This window comes from Nitrososphaera sp. AFS (assembly GCF_009898475.1).
Lineage (GTDB): Archaea > Thermoproteota > Nitrososphaeria > Nitrososphaerales > Nitrososphaeraceae > Nitrosopolaris.
Window position 1 is genome coordinate 20016 of the sequence record NZ_QURE01000001.1, and the last position, 17358, is coordinate 37373.

Consider the following 17358-nt stretch of genomic DNA (forward strand, 5'->3'; position numbering starts at 1 on the left):
ACATCGACTTAAAATCCACTTAAATAGGGCTACGCCTAAATATCAAACATAAGGCGAAATATCAATGAGATTGTAAATTAATAATTTAGCTCTACTTGCTCTTATCAAATGGAGAATGGGTTCGGAGCTCTGCTATGATGTCTGCTAAAATGGGAATAACCCGATCTATTTCCCCTTTGGTATTAAGAATGCTAATGCTTAGACGGAGCGATCCAGTTAGTTCCGCGTACGAAAATCCCATTGCCTTCAAGACATGCGATGGTTTTTGATGTTTTGAAGAACATGCTGAACCAGTTGAAGCTGCGATTCCATGCTCATCCAATTGGGTCACAAGATCTTCTCCTTGAACCCCCGTGAATGTAAAGTGGGCAATATTGGGAATTCTCTCCTCTGTAGAACAATTCACACGAGAGTCTGGGATCTTATCCAGGACGTGGAAAATCAGATAATCTCTAAGTGCAACTAACGATGCTCTGTGTTCTTCCAGTCTAGAGGACGTAATTTCGCAAGCTTTGGCGAAACCAATAATGCCATGTACATTTTCCGTTCCAGATCTAAAATCTGATTCCTGCCCACCACCGCTTACAATAGGATCCAGCATCAATCCTTCTTTCAAATACAGAGCTCCAACACCTTTAGGTCCATGAATTTTATGAGAAGACATTGAAAGGAGGTCAACGTCCAGCAGTTTAACGTCAACTGGTATTTTTCCAATAGCTTGGACTGCGTCTGTGTGAAAAAGACCCCCATACTGATGGGTTATTGCCGCCAGTTCTTTGACAGGTTGTATAGTACCAACTTCATTATTCGATAGCATTATACTAACTAATGCGACTCCGTCTGAAGGGATCGTCTTTTTCAAGTTCTCGGGTTCGATTCGACCATTTATGGTGGTTGGAACGAGGAGCACATTGAATCCATTTTCTTCAAGGTCTCTTACAGCCCCTAAAACGGATTCATGTTCAATTGAACTTGCGATTACGCAATTTCTTTTCGGATCTAACCTTTTTAGCCGGCTCGATATCCCTTTAATAGCAAGATTGTTCGCTTCAGTTCCTCCTGATGTGAAAACTATTTCCTTCTTTTTGGCTCCTATCAACGAGGCGACGCGACTTCTTGCTTTCTCGACAGCTTGAAATGATTCTCTTCCAAGCCTGTGTAAAGAGGAAGGATTACCATAAAGCCATTTGAGGTATGGTAATATTTCAGTGGTGACCTCATCCAATAAAGGAGTCGAGGCAGCGTTATCAAGATAAATTGGCTTATTCATATTATCCATTTTTTATTAAGAAGCCGGATTCATACTACCGGTACGATAACCTCTTGCGTCAAGTGTGATATATCTGAACCCAAGGTTTTGCAAAAGAGTATCCATGGTACCCAGTTTGGTGGCATCAAATAACTTGGAGAGATCCTCACTTGGAACTTCAACTCTTGCGATATCTCCGTGATCCCGGACTCGGACCTGTCGGACACAAAACAATTTCTTTACGATACTCTCAGCCTTCTCAATTCGTTCGAGTTTTTCATAAGTAACTATCGAGCCCTTTTCAATACGTGAAGCAAGACAGGAATTTGAAGGTTTATCGTGAATCGACAGTTTAAAGGCTCGAGCTAATGTTCTAACTTGGGTTTTTGAAATTCCTAATTCGGCCAATGGACTTCTTACGTTATATTCCCTTAATGCCCTAATACCTGGTCTAATATCTGATACATCATCTATGTGAGTACCGTCGACGATGAGGTCGGCGTTTAATATGGCCGCCTCCCGGATTAGTCTCGATCCCAGCTCAGTGCGACAATGATAACATCTTAATTCGTCATTCTTTGCGAATTTGGGATTTGATACTTCATCGTACTCAATCATCTTGTGGCTAATTCCTATCTCTTTTGCAAGGGTTATTGCGGATGAGAGTTCTTCCTTAGATAAGGTTTTATAGTTCGCTGTGACCGCAGTAGCGTTATCGTTGAGAGCTATTTTAGCCGCACACGCAACCACGGCGCTATCAACTCCTCCTGACAGCGCAACTACCACTTTCCTGCCGTTACTTGAAAACCACTGGACTAGCTCCTGAGAGCAATCGTTGTAGGTCATTTATTATATACCACTTATTTTGACGGCTATATCTGAGGAAATTAATTCCAAAGCCTTTTTGACCGACAGGCCAGTCTGCTGAGCAACTTGCTTTACGTCATCGAACTCAGGCTTGAAACTTACTAACTTGGAGTCTGATCCTTTTGTAATCTTGACTCGGATTCGGAAATCTAACCCAGAAACCCTCACCATCATGGTAACGATACTCCTAGGACTAGAAACCCTGCTGATATCTTGAATACTGGCTCCTAGTGTACCTGTTTCCATGAAAAGACATGTCACTATGCTGTTCAATTTAGAATGATCACATATAATTCTAATCAGGTTAGAGGGCCTATTTTTTTTTGTTATGCCTGGTATAACAATAATGTCCTTTACCATTCCAGAGGACAGCCGTTCAATCAAATTTCCAATAACCTCTCCCGAAATGTCATCTACCACAGTCTCCACAAGGCAGACAGAGTCAGTTTGTAATTTATTTAAGAGCGGTGTTTCTCCTACTACTATCCTTAAAATATTCGGATGATCGAATATTTTCTGTCCAGCGCCGTAACCTACCATGGTAGGCATGAAGTTTGGATAATGATAAACACTCTCAGTCGCAAGGTTGGCTAGGAGTGCAGCGCCTGTCGGCGTGGTCATTTCTGCTTCAGCTTGACCGCCAAAGAGCATGAATTGCCTTCCTTTGAATATTTCCAGAATAGCACTAGTGGGATTGTAGACAGTACCATGCGAGAAAGTTACTGTGCCTCCTCCGATGGCTATCCTAGTAGATACGAATTTAGTACCAAGTAGCTTCAAATCTTGCAACGCTAGAGCGCAACCGATCAGGTCTACAAAAGTATCTATGCTTGAGGTTTCATCGAGATGCACCTGGTCAGGCTCTATTCCATGTACTCTTGCTTCAGCTGCGATTATGGTTTTCAGGGTTTCCAAGGCGAAGATTTTGGCTCTCTGATCTAAACCTAGGTAATCACAACACTTAGTTAATGACCGATACATCTCAATGCCCTGGCGGTGGTTTAAGTCATCTGTGTATTCTAACTTAAGAGAAGTCGCTGCGAAGCCATGGGAAGTAGTTTTAAAGAAGTCAACATTCCTTATTCTACTCCCCGCTAAAAAATTTTGACAATCGAATATGGCATCTTTGATCTTAGTTTGGTTTAAACCCAAATCGACTAAACTGGCTAAAAGCATATCACCTGAGATTCCAGAAGTTTGAGAGTCGATTACTGCGATCCTTGGCACGAGCTCACAGTGGCGATATTGTCCTTATATCGCTTGCTTTGCGTGCAGTAGAATTTTTACCGCGGCTAAAAACTTTTAACCACATACCCTACTCTATTTAGGAATGGCCATTACTGTGATTGGATCAGGAAGAGTCGGTGCTTCGATCGCCTTGAACTGTGCTGTAAACGATCTCGATGACATATTATTGTTAGACGTCATTCAGGGACTGCCCCAAGGTGAGGCGATGGACATTAATCATCAATTATCAGAAATGGGTATAGATAGACTAGTACGTGGAAGCAGTAATTATGCTGATATTGGCAAATCAGATATAATTGTACTAGTTGCAGGTTTAGGAAGAAAGCCGGGGATGACCAGAATGGACCTATTGAATACGAATGCTGCTATTGTGAACGACGTCTCAAAGAAGATTGCTAGTCATGCTAAAGACTCGACTTTAATCGTAGTCACTAACCCTCTGGATCCTATGACCTATCTAGCTTTAAAGGCATCAGGTCTGCCGAATTCTCGAGTTATCGGAATGGGTGGGCTCCTAGACTTGTCGAGATTTAAGAGCTTCGTTCATTCGAGTGTAGGGATATCACGTAGCTCTATCCAAGCGATCGTAATCGGCGAGCATGGCGAGAATATGCTTCCATTGGTGAGATTTTGCTCAATAGGAGGAATACCCCTTGAACAATTCGTGGATCGCTCCACTCAATCAAGTATATTTGAAAAGACACGTAGTGTGGCTGCTGAAGTTATATCCCTAAAGGGGGCGACGATTCACGCGCCGGGCAATGCAGTTGCAAAAATGATAGAAGCGATAATCAAAAATAAGAATTCGCTAATACCTGTATCTGCGTTCCTGGAAGGAGAATACGGTGTCAAAGATGTTTGTATAGGAGTTCCAGCTGTGATAGGTAGGAATGGAATACAGAAAATAATCGACCTGCCACTCAACCCTGCCGAACAGGAGTTGTTTCTAAAAGGTGTGAGGAACGTTCAAGAAGCGATTAGATCGGTGAGACCGCTTATGGCCTAGATTTTTATTTCGATAGGGCTAAATTTCAACAAACGGATGGATTTGGGGACTATTTTAACGCAATATTTACATGGTCAGATTTCAATCTCTGAAGTGCAAAAAGAAATTTCAATTCATTCTATAGAACAAGTTGGACAAAACCTTGCTAACTTGGATTTGAAACGGGAATTAAGAAGGGGCATACCTGAGGTAGTCCTAGGCGAAGGGAAAACGTCGCGAGATATAGTAAAGATTGTTCTCTCTGCACTTAAAATGAATAGCGCTGTTGTTGTCAGCCGAATCAGGAGAGAGGATCTATCGACTATCTGTAGGGCTCTGAAGCGTCGTAGAAATCGAGTGGAGATTGGAAAAAATAGTACGACGATTTTGGCCAGGACGGGTTTTGTGAAGAAGCGATCTTCAGGCGGAAAAATTGGGATTATATCCGCTGGGACTTCTGATATGGCTGTAGCCGAAGAGGCTCGCCTAATAGCTGAAGCGATGGGCTGTTCTGCCATCGTACGCTATGACGTTGGAATTGCTGGAATCCACAGACTGTTTCCTGCATTGAAAGAAATGATCGCTGCTAGCGTAGATGCCATAGTAGTTGTTGCAGGGATGGAAGGTGCTCTAGCATCCGTTGTGTCAGCCATGGTTAATGTGCCAGTAGTTGGTGTCCCTACCTCGGTAGGATACGGTTTTGGTTCTGCCGGACTTGCGGCCCTTTCTTGTATGCTTCAGAGCTGCGCAATCGGACTAGCTGTCTTTAATATAGATAATGGTATCGGTGCTGGGGCATTTGCTGCTCTTATTGCTAATAGAATGGCTTCTAATTCAAATAAAATTAAGATTTAATAGAGAACACACCATTGCTAAAACGTTTATAAGTGCATCACGCAGTCCGTCCGTCAGAACGAAGAGGAATGTAGTTTATGGTTTATCATGCTGTGCTTAGGAGGAACCGACAAAATAGGACTAACTATAGAAAAAGGGCGGCTTTATTACTTGGACGACGATCCTTCGTATCAATTACTGTAAGCAACCAAAACGTCATGGCTCAAGTCTTAAACGCGTCTTTAAACGGTGATAGGGTTGTGACCTCAGTTCAAAGTAGACAGCTCATGAAATACGGGTGGAAAGGCTCTATGAATAACCTTCCAGCGTGTTATCTTACAGGGTATCTTTTAGGTATTAAATCCCTCGAAAAAGGTGTAGACCATCTGATACTTTACACTGGTAGAAAATCTTACACTTCTGGAATCGCCGCTTGTCTAAAAGGAATTGTTGATGCAGGTGTCACTATACCCATCTCAGAGTCGTCGTTACCCGATGCCGAGCGAATTAGAGGATCGCACATCGCGCGGTATGCGGAATTATTGAAGAAAGATACGGATAAATATAATGTGCAGTTCTCGAACATTTTGAAGAATGGTTGGACACCAGAGAATTATCCTGATCACTTTGAGGAGATTAAATCCAAAATGAGAAATACCGGACCCACAGACAACCAGGTAGCGAGCAATAATACTGAAAATGTTGGTTGAGAAGATGACAGGAGCTCGAATCTAGGCATGAGTAGATATTCGCGGCAGCAGGAACATCAAGTTGAGTGGCAGCCTCGTACGACGTTAGGGAAGATGGTCTCAGAAGGCAAAATTAGTACAATGGACGAAATATTTGAAAATGGAATGAGGATTCAGGAACCAGAGATCGTCAAACACCTCTTACCTGAGATTAAAAGTCAGGTTGTCCACGTCGGCATAGTTCAAAAGCAAACTGATGCTGGGGAGATGACGAGATTTAACGCCTTGGTAGCAGTTGGAAACGAAGCTGGATGGTTTGGAATCGGGAAAGGAAAAGCTTCTCAAATGAGGATATCCATTGATAAAGCCACCATGGCCGCTCATCTTAACGTTATACCTGTGAAACTTGGCTGCGGAAGTTGGGAATGTAGGTGTAACCAACTCCATTCCATTCCCTTTAGAGTTAGGGGAAAAGGAGGAAGTGTGGGAGTTGAAATAATTCCTGGTCCCAGGGGTCTGAGTCTAGTCGCTGGTGAAAACATTAAGTCGCTCCTTAAGTTAGCCGGTCTAAAGGATGCATGGACTAAATCATTTGGTTCAACCAATACGATGTCATCTACCACTAAAGCGATCTTCGCTGCTCTTCGTAAGACATACGTCACAGGATGATATAAGATGGCTTACCTCGTAGTGAGAATTAGAGGAACGGTTAACGTTCCGTCATTTGCCACTGCTACATTACGATATCTCAACCTTACCAAAAAATATCGAGCAACTCTATTACCAGAAAATGCGCAGTCTTTAGGAATGTTGAGAAAGGTAAAGAATATTGTTGCGTGGACTATTGCCGATCCAACGATTATTGTGGAATTATTACAAAAGCGAGCCCGAAAGCCTGGTCAAAATCACGAGTCAGATTTTGATCTCCCTCATGGATTTGATAGCATAGAGCCACTAGCTTTGGCAATATCTGAAAATAGGCTATCAATGTCGGATATACCAGGCTTGAAACCTTGGTTTCCTCTACACCCTCCTAGAGGGGGCTTTAAACGAAAGACAAAGACACAATACAAGGAAGGTGGAGTGCTTGGTGAAGATAAAGTCCTGATTGATATCGTCAGGAAAATGCTATGAAGCAGAGCAAGACTTAAGTAAGGTATTAGGATGAAAATAGTTCGCATTCAAACAAAGAGATGCATTATTAATTATGGCTACTCGATTTAGAAAAAGTAGAAGACAAAGGGGGACGCGATACTGTGGATGGGGTCAGATAGGACAACATCGTCAATCCGGTAGCCGAGGTGGAGTTGGGGCGGCTGGCAAACACAAGCATTACTGGATCCGCACAGTAATCCAAGAGCCAAATCACTTTGGACATGATTCATTTTATTCTTCAGGTCGACCACATGTAAGCAAGTGGCTAAACGTACGAGATGTGGATGGCCTTATGGAACATCATGGTGTCATTAGGGAAAATGATACAATGCCAAGTTTGGATCTGAGCTCGTTAGGATATGATAAATTACTTGGAGGCGGGAAAATCAGAGGTAGAGTGACGTTGCATATAGGAAAGGTATCTGGCACGGCAAAGCAAAAGGTAGAAGCAGCCGGTGGTGAGGTGTTAGCGTGGCATGAGCACAATACAGAATGATGAGAGTATTTTCAGACGCGTCATAAAAAAGATCTCTGCCTATATTCCTCAGGTAGAGAAACCTAAGAAGAAGATAACGCTAACAGAGAAATTCGTATGGAGCGGTATTGCTCTTTTCGCATATCTGATTATGGGTCAGATACCACTTTACGGTGTGACCAGTGATCCCAAATTCGACTTCCTCGCTTTTGCTAGAGTTATTTTTGCGGCCCAGCAGGGTACCTTACTAGAACTGGGTATAGGCCCAATCGTCACTGCCGGGTTATTGATGCAGTTGTTGAAGGGATCAGAATTAGTCAAACTTAACTTCAAAAATCCGGATGATAGATCTCTTTTTACTTCCGCTACGAAAATTGTTACTATAGTGGTCATAATTGCAGAGGGCACGCTATACGGCACTAGCGTATATGGTCATTTAGTTGCTAGTCCTCTGTTTGTTCCTATATTGGTCGGTCAGCTAATTGGGGCTAGCGTAATAGTCATGTTCCTGGATGAGATGGTTCAAAAAGGCTGGGGACTAGGTTCAGGCATAAGCCTCTTTATTATGGCTGGAGTAGCACAGGGAATTCTTTGGAGCATATTTAGTCCGGTACCAGCTCAAGACGGTCCAGTTGGTATTGTTCCGTATATGATTCATTCAGCTGCAAACGGTCATTTCGCCGACTCCTTCTTTAGATCAGGCCAGCTACCAAGTATCTTTGGTCTAATTGTGACGGCAATAGTGCTGCTGATTTTAGTGTATGTGCAGGGTATACATATAGATATACCAATAGTATCGACCAAATATCGAGGCTTCACAGCGGTATACCCTATAAAGCTACTTTACACTTCTAATATACCTGTGATCTTATCCTCGGCGCTGCTGGCTAATGCAGTTTTCATGGGCCAGATGCTATGGGCAAATTATAACCCTCAAAATGATAATCCTGTTTTCAACTATTTAGCGCAGTTTGATCCAGGCAGGCCACAGACACCAACCGGAGGACTCCTTTATTATACGACTTCTCCACAGAGTTTAGACACTGCGGCACAAGACCCTGTTAGAGCCGTTGTGTATGTTATTTTCATGACCACGATTATAACCATATTTGGGAGACTGTGGGTGGAGCTTGGTGGCCTTTCTGCCAAATCTGCGGCAAAGAATTTACTTGATGCTGACGTTCAAGTACCTGGCTTTAGAAGAGCGGAGGGTTCTGTACAGATACTTCTACACAAATATATCCCATCAGTGACGATTATAGGATCGATTATTATTGGCCTCTTAGCATCTGCTTCTAATGTTCTCAACGTCTTTGGCTCCGGCATAGGGATCCTATTAATGGTCGACATTTTAGTCAATTATTATAATTTGTTGATTAAAGAACAAGTTGACGTACATATGCCTAAGCTGGCGACACTTCTTGGTAGAAAATAGCACTAGGAGAGTTATAATAGTCGGCTTACCAGGGGTCGGAAAAACTACTTTAATTTCCAAAGCAGTTGAGCTCTTAAAAAAGAGAGATTGTGAGTCTACTGTTGTCATTTTTGGGAGCTTGATGTTAGAAGAATCACGAGAGTTACATCTTACCAATCGAGATCAAATGAGGAGGCTCTCTGTTGATGAGCAACGTCGTTTACAGCAAAGAGCTGCGGGCAGAATTGCGGCCATGAAAGAAGATCTCATAATTATTGATACTCATCTTTTAATAAGTACGGAGGAGGGCTACTATCCTGGGCTTCCATTGGATCTTCTTGACACCATCAAACCAACGAATATAATAATGATCTCGGCCGACCCTGCAGATATCCTTGAACGCAGAACACAAGACAAGAGTCGTGATAGAGATATCCGTCAAGAGATGGACATCAGAGACGAATTAGAGATTTCAAAGACTATGATTGCATGTTGCTCGTTAGTATCAGGTTGTTCTTTCATTTCGATTATGAATAATAATAATGAAATTGATAAGGCAGCGGCTTCATTAGCTAGCTGTCTATTGGGAAATTCCGGGAAAATATGAATACAATAGATCAACTGCTAATGCAGTTGCCTGGACTTGCTCCTCATTACACTAAGCATCCTTTCTTCCACGACATGGTTACAGCGATGATCGTCGCTTCACTTATATCAATTGGCTTGAATATTGCGATTGCCATGCTTAGAAAGAAGACCACAGACTTTGAAAAAATGGGTCAAGTTATGAGAGAGACGAACGAGTGGCGCAAGCAATATACTGCAGCGATCAAGAAGCAAGACAGGCCAAGAATTGAAGAGCTGAAAAAAAAACAAGCGTATGTAAACAAAATGAGTATGGAGATGCAGCAACAGCAAATGCGTCCTATGTTGCTTTACATGATCCCATCGTTTATGCTTTGGATCTTTGTTTTTCCGGCAATATTCGGTGCGACTACAGCTATTTCTCCGATCCAAGTGCCTTGGATTATGTGCAGCACATCGCAAGTATTGTCAGATAGTCAGATTGATAATACCGGCACTCACAAGGGCCCTTGTCTCATGCCTGGAGAGGTCTTTTTATGGGGATGGTTTCTTATAACCTCCTTTGCTTTTAGCGGAATCATCTCGAAAGTTACAAAGACAACTATGCCTAGTTTGACGGGGAACTGATGTGCAATAGCGAGAAAGCGAAGCATCATAATTTCCGGCTGGCCGGCAGTTGGAAAAACCACAGTTGCAGAACAGCTTGCAAAAGAATTTGGGCTCTCAATTTTCAATGGAGGGGATATTTTGAAGGATTTGGCAAGCGAAAAAGGATTTAACGTAGCCGGCAAAGATTGGTGGGATAGCGAAGAGGCTAATAAATTCATGCTAGAAAGACAGAGTAACCTGTATTTCGATAAGGAAGTAGATCGAAGGTTGATTGAAATGGCAGTTTCAGGAAATGTGGTTATTACAAGTTATACTTTGCCATGGCTGACAGATTCTGCAGTAAAGATTTGGCTGCGGGGCTCCGAGCATAGCAGAGCCAAAAGGATGGCTAATAGGGATGGCATAAATGTCTTCGACGCCGAAAAGATCGTGCGGCAAAGAGATAACGATAACAAGAGGATCTATTGGAAACTCTACAATATCGGATTTGGAGATGACCTCTCGGTTTTTGATTTTATCCTGAACACAGATCTTCTAGACTTACAAATTCTGATTGATCTAACTAAGAAGATCGTCGGACACATTTTGATCCCATGACGTGAGAAGATGTCTGGCTTAAATATTCCTCAGCTTCGTGATCTCCTAAAGATAGACGATGATATTACGGATGAAGCTTATGGCTACTATCCGGATAGAAGGCCTGTAGAGGTGCTACTTGAATACGGGTTGATACCGGTCGATAAACCGGCAGGACCTTCAAGTCACGAAATAGTTGCCTGGATAAAGAAGATCTTAGGGATCAGAACCGCAGGGCATAGCGGGACTCTAGATCCTGGTACTACTGGTCTTCTTCCCGTTGGGTTGGGAGAAGGGACCAAGGCGCTATCGGTTTTGCTTTTGGGTCCGAAGGAGTACTATGCACTTGCGCGTATGCATGCCAAGGTAGATGAAAATGCTTTGCAAGCAATCATTCGAGAATTCACAGGAGAAATATTCCAACGACCACCCCAGCGTTCCTCAGTAAAGCGAGCCACTCGCGTCCGCTCAATTTATGAATTCCAACAATTGGAACAATGTGACCGTCTAGTACTGCTCAGGATCCTTTGCCAGTCTGGTACTTACATCAGGAAGGCGATTTATGATTTAGGGGAAGTGCTTGGTGGAGGTGCCACAATGATAGAGCTCAGAAGAACTCGTGTGAGCAACCTCTCAGAGGTCAGAGATGAGTTCATCAGGCTTCATGACCTAGCAGACGGTTTTCTTTTATATAAAGAGAAGAAGGAGGATAATAAGCTCAGGCGGCTTGTAAGACCTATCGAAAGTTGTCTCGAGGGCTTACCAGGAGTAGTAGTTAGGGATACGGCTGTCGACGCACTTTGTCACGGGGCCCAGCTTGCCGTCCCCGGGATAGTTGCAGCTCCCAAAGACTTGACCCCAAATCAATTGGTTGGAATATATACTATGAAAGGAGAGATTATAGGATTAGCTGAATCCGTGATGTCTGTAGATGAGATCAAAGAGAAGGATTCCGGAATTGCTTTTCAAATAAGAAGAATAATTCTAAAGCCAAATACTTACCCAAGAGCATGGCGCTCTAGCAATAGGTATGTCGAAAAAACATCCTCATAGATTTTTGTTTACTAGTTGAGTCCATTTGTAATCTAGGCGGGTTACTTAGAATGCAAATCTCTATAATTCGTCTTGATATTCGAGGTGAAGTTCAATTAGCTGCTAAGATTATACCACAAGAAAATTGTGCTAATTGATTTGGAACATAATTTCAAATAAAAGGATATGAAGGAGTTTCTTACTTCTTATATTCGATAGGTTTCTATTGAGTTAGCAGGCCTTGAATAGTGATGATCTAAAAGTAATTTGGATATGCAGGGAATGCGGGAGTAGCTTCGTCTTTAGATCTGACGTAGAGGATCATGAGGAGAATGAAGGCCATTCGAAGATCTCCAAGCACCTGATTTCAAATATGGGTTTGGATGTTGATGTTGGACTAGAACAGATCTAGCTGTTGAATAGTTAATATATTTCACTGACTTACGAAGGGCTGTTATGCCGGGGTCGCCTAGCCTGGGAGGGCGCAAGCCTGGAACTCTTACAGCAAGCTTGTGATCCGCAAGGGTCCCGAGGGTTCAAATCCCTCTCCCGGCGCTTTATTTGAGTGTGTTTCCTCATTTTTTACGGTTTTCCAACATTCTTTTTTTAGTTGCAAAGACAATGTAGGGCCTCACCACGAAACTAGAATTAAGCGACAGTAAAGTGGTCGATGCCATAGAAAGATTAGAAGGATCGATTGACTCAATAATAGAACATGAATGAAGTTATACAAAAAAATTTAAGACAATCGTATTGAATCCTGCCAATGCTAGCATTCTTTCGGATTGTTTGGTTGGACACCAAAATGAGTAAAGTGAAATGAATAATTTGACTCCTTTCCTTCTTAAGTCACAGCAAACAGGAGAAGATATCCAAGGTTGTCTTGATACCAGTACATGGCAACCGCTCTTACGATCCATCCCACAAGTATACTACCACTCGCAATAGGATCCAAATAGTTTTTTCGTAATTCTCAGATTGCTCTAGACTCCAGATAAATCAGTTCCTACAAAAGGATTAACCTGCACTTCACCTGAGGGATAAAGTCGCTCCCAAGCCACCAAAAATCTCGTTATCATGATTCACGACCAGCCATCAATATCAGAAGTAAAATGTAAGTTAGATTGATGTGGATGGAACAGAAGTCTGGTGCGACGAATCAAATTACTCTCTAGTCGCTTTTTGTAAGGGAAAAAATAAATCGAATGAAATTGAGAACACCACTTGAGGCATTGTTTGTGACCTCCTACCTCACCCGGTTTGGAGTCCAGATAGTGGATCAATGGCAGAATCCTCCAAAGCTAAGCAACGTGAATGTTCGAACTAGAAAGCTTGTGCATTTCCTCATGTCTCCGAAGCACACTGGTTAGTAGACTAAATTCCACTTGCCCCGAGCGCGAACTTAATTGAAAGTGCGGAAAATTTGTAACCAAAAGCGATTCTGTGCAATTCTAATACGTCGTTGTAAGGTCGGGCAATTGGTCTCTAACATTTGAAGTAGCTCGACAGTAGTTCCTTTCTATTGAATTGAAGTAGGCAATAAACCTTTGAGCTGTACAAAGGCAACTGGCACTAGAGGGACTGGGACTTCTTTAGTAATGAAGCGGGACTGGTTGAAATTTATTAGATCGTGTCAAAACCCTTGTTTATTCACAAATTAGAGAGTAATTTGTAAATTCCAATTAAAACAAGTTATGGATTGAGATATGTTCCAAAAGTCTTCCCAGTATTTCAGTTACCTTTGCTATGTTGACGAACGGTTTTTATTCGAGCCTCGTCTGGGCTCTACTTTCAAAACTGCTCTAATTTGAGCAGTCCTCATATCACTGAACGAGATCATACTAGTCGCTATGATACATTGAGATCTTGACAACTGATTTCTTATACTTCAGTCTCAAGGTTGAATTGGCCTTAGGTCACTTAGTACTTAAGTTTAAATAGAGTACAAACTTCTTTCGCGATGGTCAGACGATGTCGTCAGGCACACGGGATTATGATATTATAGTGGCAGGAGGTGGACTCGCAGGCATGATAGTCGCATCTTCTGCTGCTCATTATTCAAAAGGGTCACTTAAGATTCTAGTTGTAGATAGAAACCTTTTGTCTAATCTTGGGAGAAAGACTGTGACAGGTTGGATATGCGGCGACGCGGTAGGGAAAAAAAGTGTTGATTATATGTCGAATCGTCTCGGAATTAACTGGAGCTACCCCGAAATTGAGCACCCCGTAAAAGGGGTAATAGCATATTCGCCAGATCATAAGACCTCAGTTTCGTTTGATGGTGAAGGATACATGCTTAACCGGAAGCTGCTGCCTCAGAAGCAGTTGAAAGAAGCAACAAAGAGAGGAGTCCTTGTGGCCGATCTGATAGCCATTCGTGGCTTATTATACGACGACGGAAATGTAATAGGAATCCAAGGTGAAGACCTAGCGAATAAATCTATTTTCAAAAAGAGTGCAAGGCTGGTTATCGATTGTACTGGTGTGACTTCAGTCCTCAGGACGAACCTCAATATCAAGTCTTATATTGAGAAGAGGATAGACAGAGACGACCTGGAGGCGACCGGCAGGTATATCTACGATTTCGACATTGGAAGGAACGATGAGTCATATTTCCATCCAGATTATTGCATTATTCATTTGGATCAGCATCTAGCTCCGGGCGGCTATGGATGGGTTTTTCCAAAAGGTAAAGGTAAGGTCAATGTAGGTGTCGGCGTACAGCCCAAAGCCCTTGATAATAGAAATAAAGCTTTAGGACTTAAGAATAATCTTAAAATGCTCATAGATGATTATGTAAGCTGTAATCCCGCCATTAGCAATGCCAGGCTTGCCATAGGAGAGGTTGACGATGGGAACGGTTGGGGAACATGGTCTGTCTCAGTCAGAAGGCAAAACGACTGCATGGTAGCAAATGGTTACATGATTGTAGGAGATGCAGCGTGGATGCCTAAGCCTCTAGATGCAGGAGGGATTGGTCCTGCAATTATTGCCGCAACAATTGCAGGTAAAAACGCGGTAGCAGCGCTAGAAGCAAAAGACACTACAGAGGAGGGTTTGTGGGAGTACAATAAGGATTATGTTAACGAGTATGGCTATAAGACTGCTGGCTTGGAGGTATTTCGGCGTTTGCTACAAGGGCTGACTAACGACCAAATCGATTATGGTATGAAACATTTCCTATCAAAAATGGATGTTGACAAAATAACGAATGGCGAACATCCAGAATTTAGCACTGTAAATAAAGTGGGGATGCTAATTCGAGGTGCGCTAAACAGAAAACTTGCCGAAAATCTTAAACAAACAGCAATAGCTAATGAGCAATTAGTCGAGCATTATCGCAATTATCCCGTCGATCCCAAGCAATTCCCTCAGTGGCAAATAAGGCTCCATAACATATTAAATGACTCTTTCACAAAATTTCGTAATTAGAGAGCTCATTTGATAGGAACCGACATAGCCCTCAATACGTGTGGTGCTGGCCCATAGACGGCGTATAGCCGTTTTTCTAGAACAAGCTCCAAGTTCAACCAGGTACACTCAAATGTAAATGAACAATAATCACAAATTGCAAATTATTAAAAGTCAAAGGAGGAAAGCATGCAGTGGGGAATACTCAGATATACATCCCTTCCATCATACCTTTCAACCTTCGATTTGGGAATAATGTATTCACGAAATTTTGCACCATGATCAATTATAACTATGCTGTCGCGAAACTCTGCAATCGCAATTCCACAAGGGCTTGCATCACTAGTTACTACTTTTCTTGCCTTAGTTAGTTCTCGCCAGTCCAAACAGTCCACGAAATCTCACCTTCGGTCAATTTTTGTATCTGCGCTCCTGTAGTTAAAATTATAAAAGAATTGATGAAGATAATACGAGTAGACAAAATTATTTGACAATAATGATTTATGTTTTGTGTAAGAAAAAAAATGGAACAACTTCAATTTATAGAATCGGCAGACCAGCTAAACAATTTGCGCTCGATACCGAAGCCTAATCTCAGCTTCTAAACTGAACCCAAACCAGGATTTCCTCCCAGACTGTCTAGCCCAACTTACTCTAGGCACAAGTCCGAGAGGTAGCTCCGGTTTGGGAACAAAAGAAGACAGAGGACCAAGCGCTCTTGTTGTCGCGAAGTACGTTATGGCACAAATTAGCCTCTCGTCTCACCGATTCCATCTACCATGTCGCAAGCAGGTTACTCGGGTTGGACAACTGCAAAGCAAGTTTTACCTTTAGGAATCGAGTAAGACTGTTCAAATACAAAATTCGAATTGGCTCTGGTTCGATTTGAGACATACATTTCCAACATTATCACAAATATTCAAAGTTACAAATCCGACATGTCATCATCTGTGTTCTAGGCCAAACCTTATTCCTACATCGGGCCTGCTAATAATGCTCTACACACGATTGCTGAGATTTATAAACCTATTAAGGGTATCAAACAGACAATTAGGCATGGGTGGCAGAAAAAGAAAAACGATAATAAGACCACAACGTAAAACTCGAAGCACTCAAGGGCGGTGTCCAAAGTGCAGTACCATTGTCAAGTTCTTAGTGAGTGGACCGGTCGGCAAGGAAATCTATGAATGCAGCGGATGTATGACAAAATATCCGATCGATGAGCTATAGCGAGGCTGCAAGGAGCTTGCGTATCAGTTTCCCTATTTTTGGAGATCATTTGGCTTCTAATCAGGCTACCGATTAAATCCTCGCAGCTAGGTATAACTACGCACGATAAATGTTTCTACATTCATCGTTATTTTCCATAATAGTTTGGACCAGCTTAATGATGTTTAGCATGGTTAAATGGCATAAGTCTTCTAATCTAGAACTAGCATTTCATAAAAACTATATAACCAGTTGACAGCTCAATTAGAAAATATGCTGTTTGGTATAAGTTTACCTATTTAGGCTTATTTGGCGTTCCATCGTGCAAGCGTACCTCAAGTTTTCGGTTAAATAAAAGCGTTATTTCTCAGATGTATACCCTAATAGTAAACATGTAGTAATTGGCAATAGAGAATTTATAGTAGTTTGAAACGTAATTTGTATGGGGCTGATAGTTCAGGGGTAGAATGTGCGCTTCGCAAGTGCAAGGTCGTGGGTTCAAATCCCACTCAGTCCATCATAGGTCACCTTCAATGAAAAGGATAAAGCTCTAGAAGTAAGAATGTTAAATAAACTTCTTATTTGTCGTACTTTTGACACCGTTGCTACACAGTGGTTTTGGCTCCTGTTACGACATGTTATGGGTTAAACTGAAAAAGACTGTGTTTAATATGGAACTGCAGTCAAATGATATTAAATTTACGCTTTGCTTCGTAAATTCAGCCTGGATAACTATAATTTATATAAATTAAGTCCATTAGTAAATCTGGCTATTTATACTTCCGATTGGATCAACAATATTGCTAGCGCCAAAAAGGTACAACTCGTGCATGAACTTTGCCAGACTATAAAATTAAAATAGATGTGAAAAGTTATCCCTTCAGGGACACTAGTTGGATACAGAATTCAAGTGCGACGGCAAACCCAAGTGAGTTATATGTTAGAATACCAAAATCTATCTAAAAAGGTGATTGGACATGAAGCTTCCCACGTTTGATAATGAGCAGTTATAGTATACAC

17 protein-coding genes and 2 tRNA genes are annotated in these 17358 nt (G+C 42.0%); 15 read left to right on the forward strand and 4 right to left on the reverse strand.

Annotated features, from left to right (window positions below):
- Positions 1–91 precede the first annotated feature (91 nt).
- The 3 genes from DYY65_RS00085 to larC are packed head-to-tail and all read right to left on the reverse strand — an operon-like array spanning position 92 to position 3343.
- Positions 92–1279 (reverse strand): cysteine desulfurase family protein, encoded by a 1188-nt coding sequence (locus DYY65_RS00085; protein ID WP_236561557.1) that lies wholly within the window; start codon positions 1277–1279, stop codon positions 92–94.
- A gap of 6 nt (positions 1280–1285) precedes the next feature.
- Positions 1286–2095 carry an ATP-dependent sacrificial sulfur transferase LarE gene (gene larE / locus DYY65_RS00090; protein ID WP_162475974.1) on the reverse strand — a complete coding sequence of 270 codons (810 nt, stop codon included), beginning with the start codon at positions 2093–2095 and terminating at the stop codon, positions 1286–1288.
- A 3-nt stretch (positions 2096–2098) separates the two neighbouring features.
- On the reverse strand, positions 2099–3343 hold the full coding sequence (gene larC, locus DYY65_RS00095; RefSeq protein WP_162475975.1) for a nickel pincer cofactor biosynthesis protein LarC: 1245 nt from the start codon (positions 3341–3343) through the stop codon (positions 2099–2101).
- 103 nt (positions 3344–3446) lie between these two features.
- Here larC and DYY65_RS00100 point away from each other — a divergent pair, with 103 nt between their 5' ends.
- From DYY65_RS00100 to DYY65_RS00165, 14 genes are all read left to right on the forward strand, one after another.
- Positions 3447–4370, forward strand: a complete 924-nt coding sequence (locus DYY65_RS00100; RefSeq protein ID WP_162475976.1) for a malate dehydrogenase — start codon at positions 3447–3449, stop codon at positions 4368–4370.
- Positions 4371–4463: 93 nt separating this feature from the next.
- Positions 4464–5204 (forward strand): nickel pincer cofactor biosynthesis protein LarB, encoded by a 741-nt coding sequence (gene larB, locus DYY65_RS00105; protein WP_370519242.1) that lies wholly within the window; start codon positions 4464–4466, stop codon positions 5202–5204.
- Positions 5205–5281: 77 nt separating this feature from the next.
- Positions 5282–5893, forward strand: a complete 612-nt coding sequence (locus DYY65_RS00110) for a 50S ribosomal protein L18 (RefSeq protein WP_162475978.1) — start codon at positions 5282–5284, stop codon at positions 5891–5893.
- Between the two features lie 27 nt (positions 5894–5920).
- On the forward strand, positions 5921–6541 hold the full coding sequence (locus DYY65_RS00115; protein WP_162475979.1) for a 30S ribosomal protein S5: 621 nt from the start codon (positions 5921–5923) through the stop codon (positions 6539–6541).
- Positions 6542–6547: 6 nt separating this feature from the next.
- Positions 6548–7006, forward strand: a complete 459-nt coding sequence (locus tag DYY65_RS00120; protein WP_162475980.1) for an uL30 family ribosomal protein — start codon at positions 6548–6550, stop codon at positions 7004–7006.
- 73 nt (positions 7007–7079) lie between these two features.
- On the forward strand, positions 7080–7523 hold the full coding sequence (locus DYY65_RS00125) for an uL15 family ribosomal protein (RefSeq protein ID WP_162475981.1): 444 nt from the start codon (positions 7080–7082) through the stop codon (positions 7521–7523).
- Entirely contained in the window at positions 7504–8937 is a 1434-nt protein-coding gene (gene secY / locus DYY65_RS00130) for a preprotein translocase subunit SecY (RefSeq protein WP_162475982.1), read from the forward strand. Before DYY65_RS00125 ends, secY begins: the two co-directional genes overlap by 20 nt.
- Positions 8924–9523, forward strand: coding sequence for an adenylate kinase (locus DYY65_RS00135; protein ID WP_162475983.1), 600 nt, complete (start codon positions 8924–8926; stop codon positions 9521–9523). The genes secY and DYY65_RS00135 overlap by 14 nt, the downstream gene beginning before the upstream one ends.
- Positions 9520–10128 carry an EMC3/TMCO1 family protein gene (locus DYY65_RS00140; RefSeq protein ID WP_162475984.1) on the forward strand — a complete coding sequence of 203 codons (609 nt, stop codon included), beginning with the start codon at positions 9520–9522 and terminating at the stop codon, positions 10126–10128. Before DYY65_RS00135 ends, DYY65_RS00140 begins: the two co-directional genes overlap by 4 nt.
- Positions 10129–10158: 30 nt before the next feature.
- On the forward strand, positions 10159–10707 hold the full coding sequence (locus tag DYY65_RS00145; RefSeq protein WP_370519243.1) for a cytidylate kinase family protein: 549 nt from the start codon (positions 10159–10161) through the stop codon (positions 10705–10707).
- A 9-nt stretch (positions 10708–10716) separates the two neighbouring features.
- The gene (locus DYY65_RS00150) at positions 10717–11739 is read left to right on the forward strand and encodes an RNA-guided pseudouridylation complex pseudouridine synthase subunit Cbf5 (RefSeq protein ID WP_162475985.1); all 1023 of its coding nucleotides are present in this window, start codon (positions 10717–10719) and stop codon (positions 11737–11739) included.
- A gap of 220 nt (positions 11740–11959) precedes the next feature.
- On the forward strand, positions 11960–12130 hold the full coding sequence (locus DYY65_RS00155) for a hypothetical protein (protein ID WP_162475986.1): 171 nt from the start codon (positions 11960–11962) through the stop codon (positions 12128–12130).
- A 46-nt stretch (positions 12131–12176) separates the two neighbouring features.
- A tRNA-Ser gene (locus tag DYY65_RS00160) sits at positions 12177–12273 on the forward strand.
- A gap of 1416 nt (positions 12274–13689) precedes the next feature.
- Positions 13690–15150 carry an NAD(P)/FAD-dependent oxidoreductase gene (locus DYY65_RS00165; protein WP_162475987.1) on the forward strand — a complete coding sequence of 487 codons (1461 nt, stop codon included), beginning with the start codon at positions 13690–13692 and terminating at the stop codon, positions 15148–15150.
- Positions 15151–15296: 146 nt separating this feature from the next.
- Here the strand turns inward: DYY65_RS00165 and DYY65_RS00170 are convergent, their stop codons facing one another.
- The gene (locus DYY65_RS00170) at positions 15297–15524 is read right to left on the reverse strand and encodes a hypothetical protein (RefSeq protein WP_162475988.1); all 228 of its coding nucleotides are present in this window, start codon (positions 15522–15524) and stop codon (positions 15297–15299) included.
- Positions 15525–16783: 1259 nt separating this feature from the next.
- Here DYY65_RS00170 and DYY65_RS00180 point away from each other — a divergent pair.
- A tRNA-Ala gene (locus DYY65_RS00180) sits at positions 16784–16855 on the forward strand.
- The last annotated feature ends 503 nt before the right edge of the window (positions 16856–17358 follow it).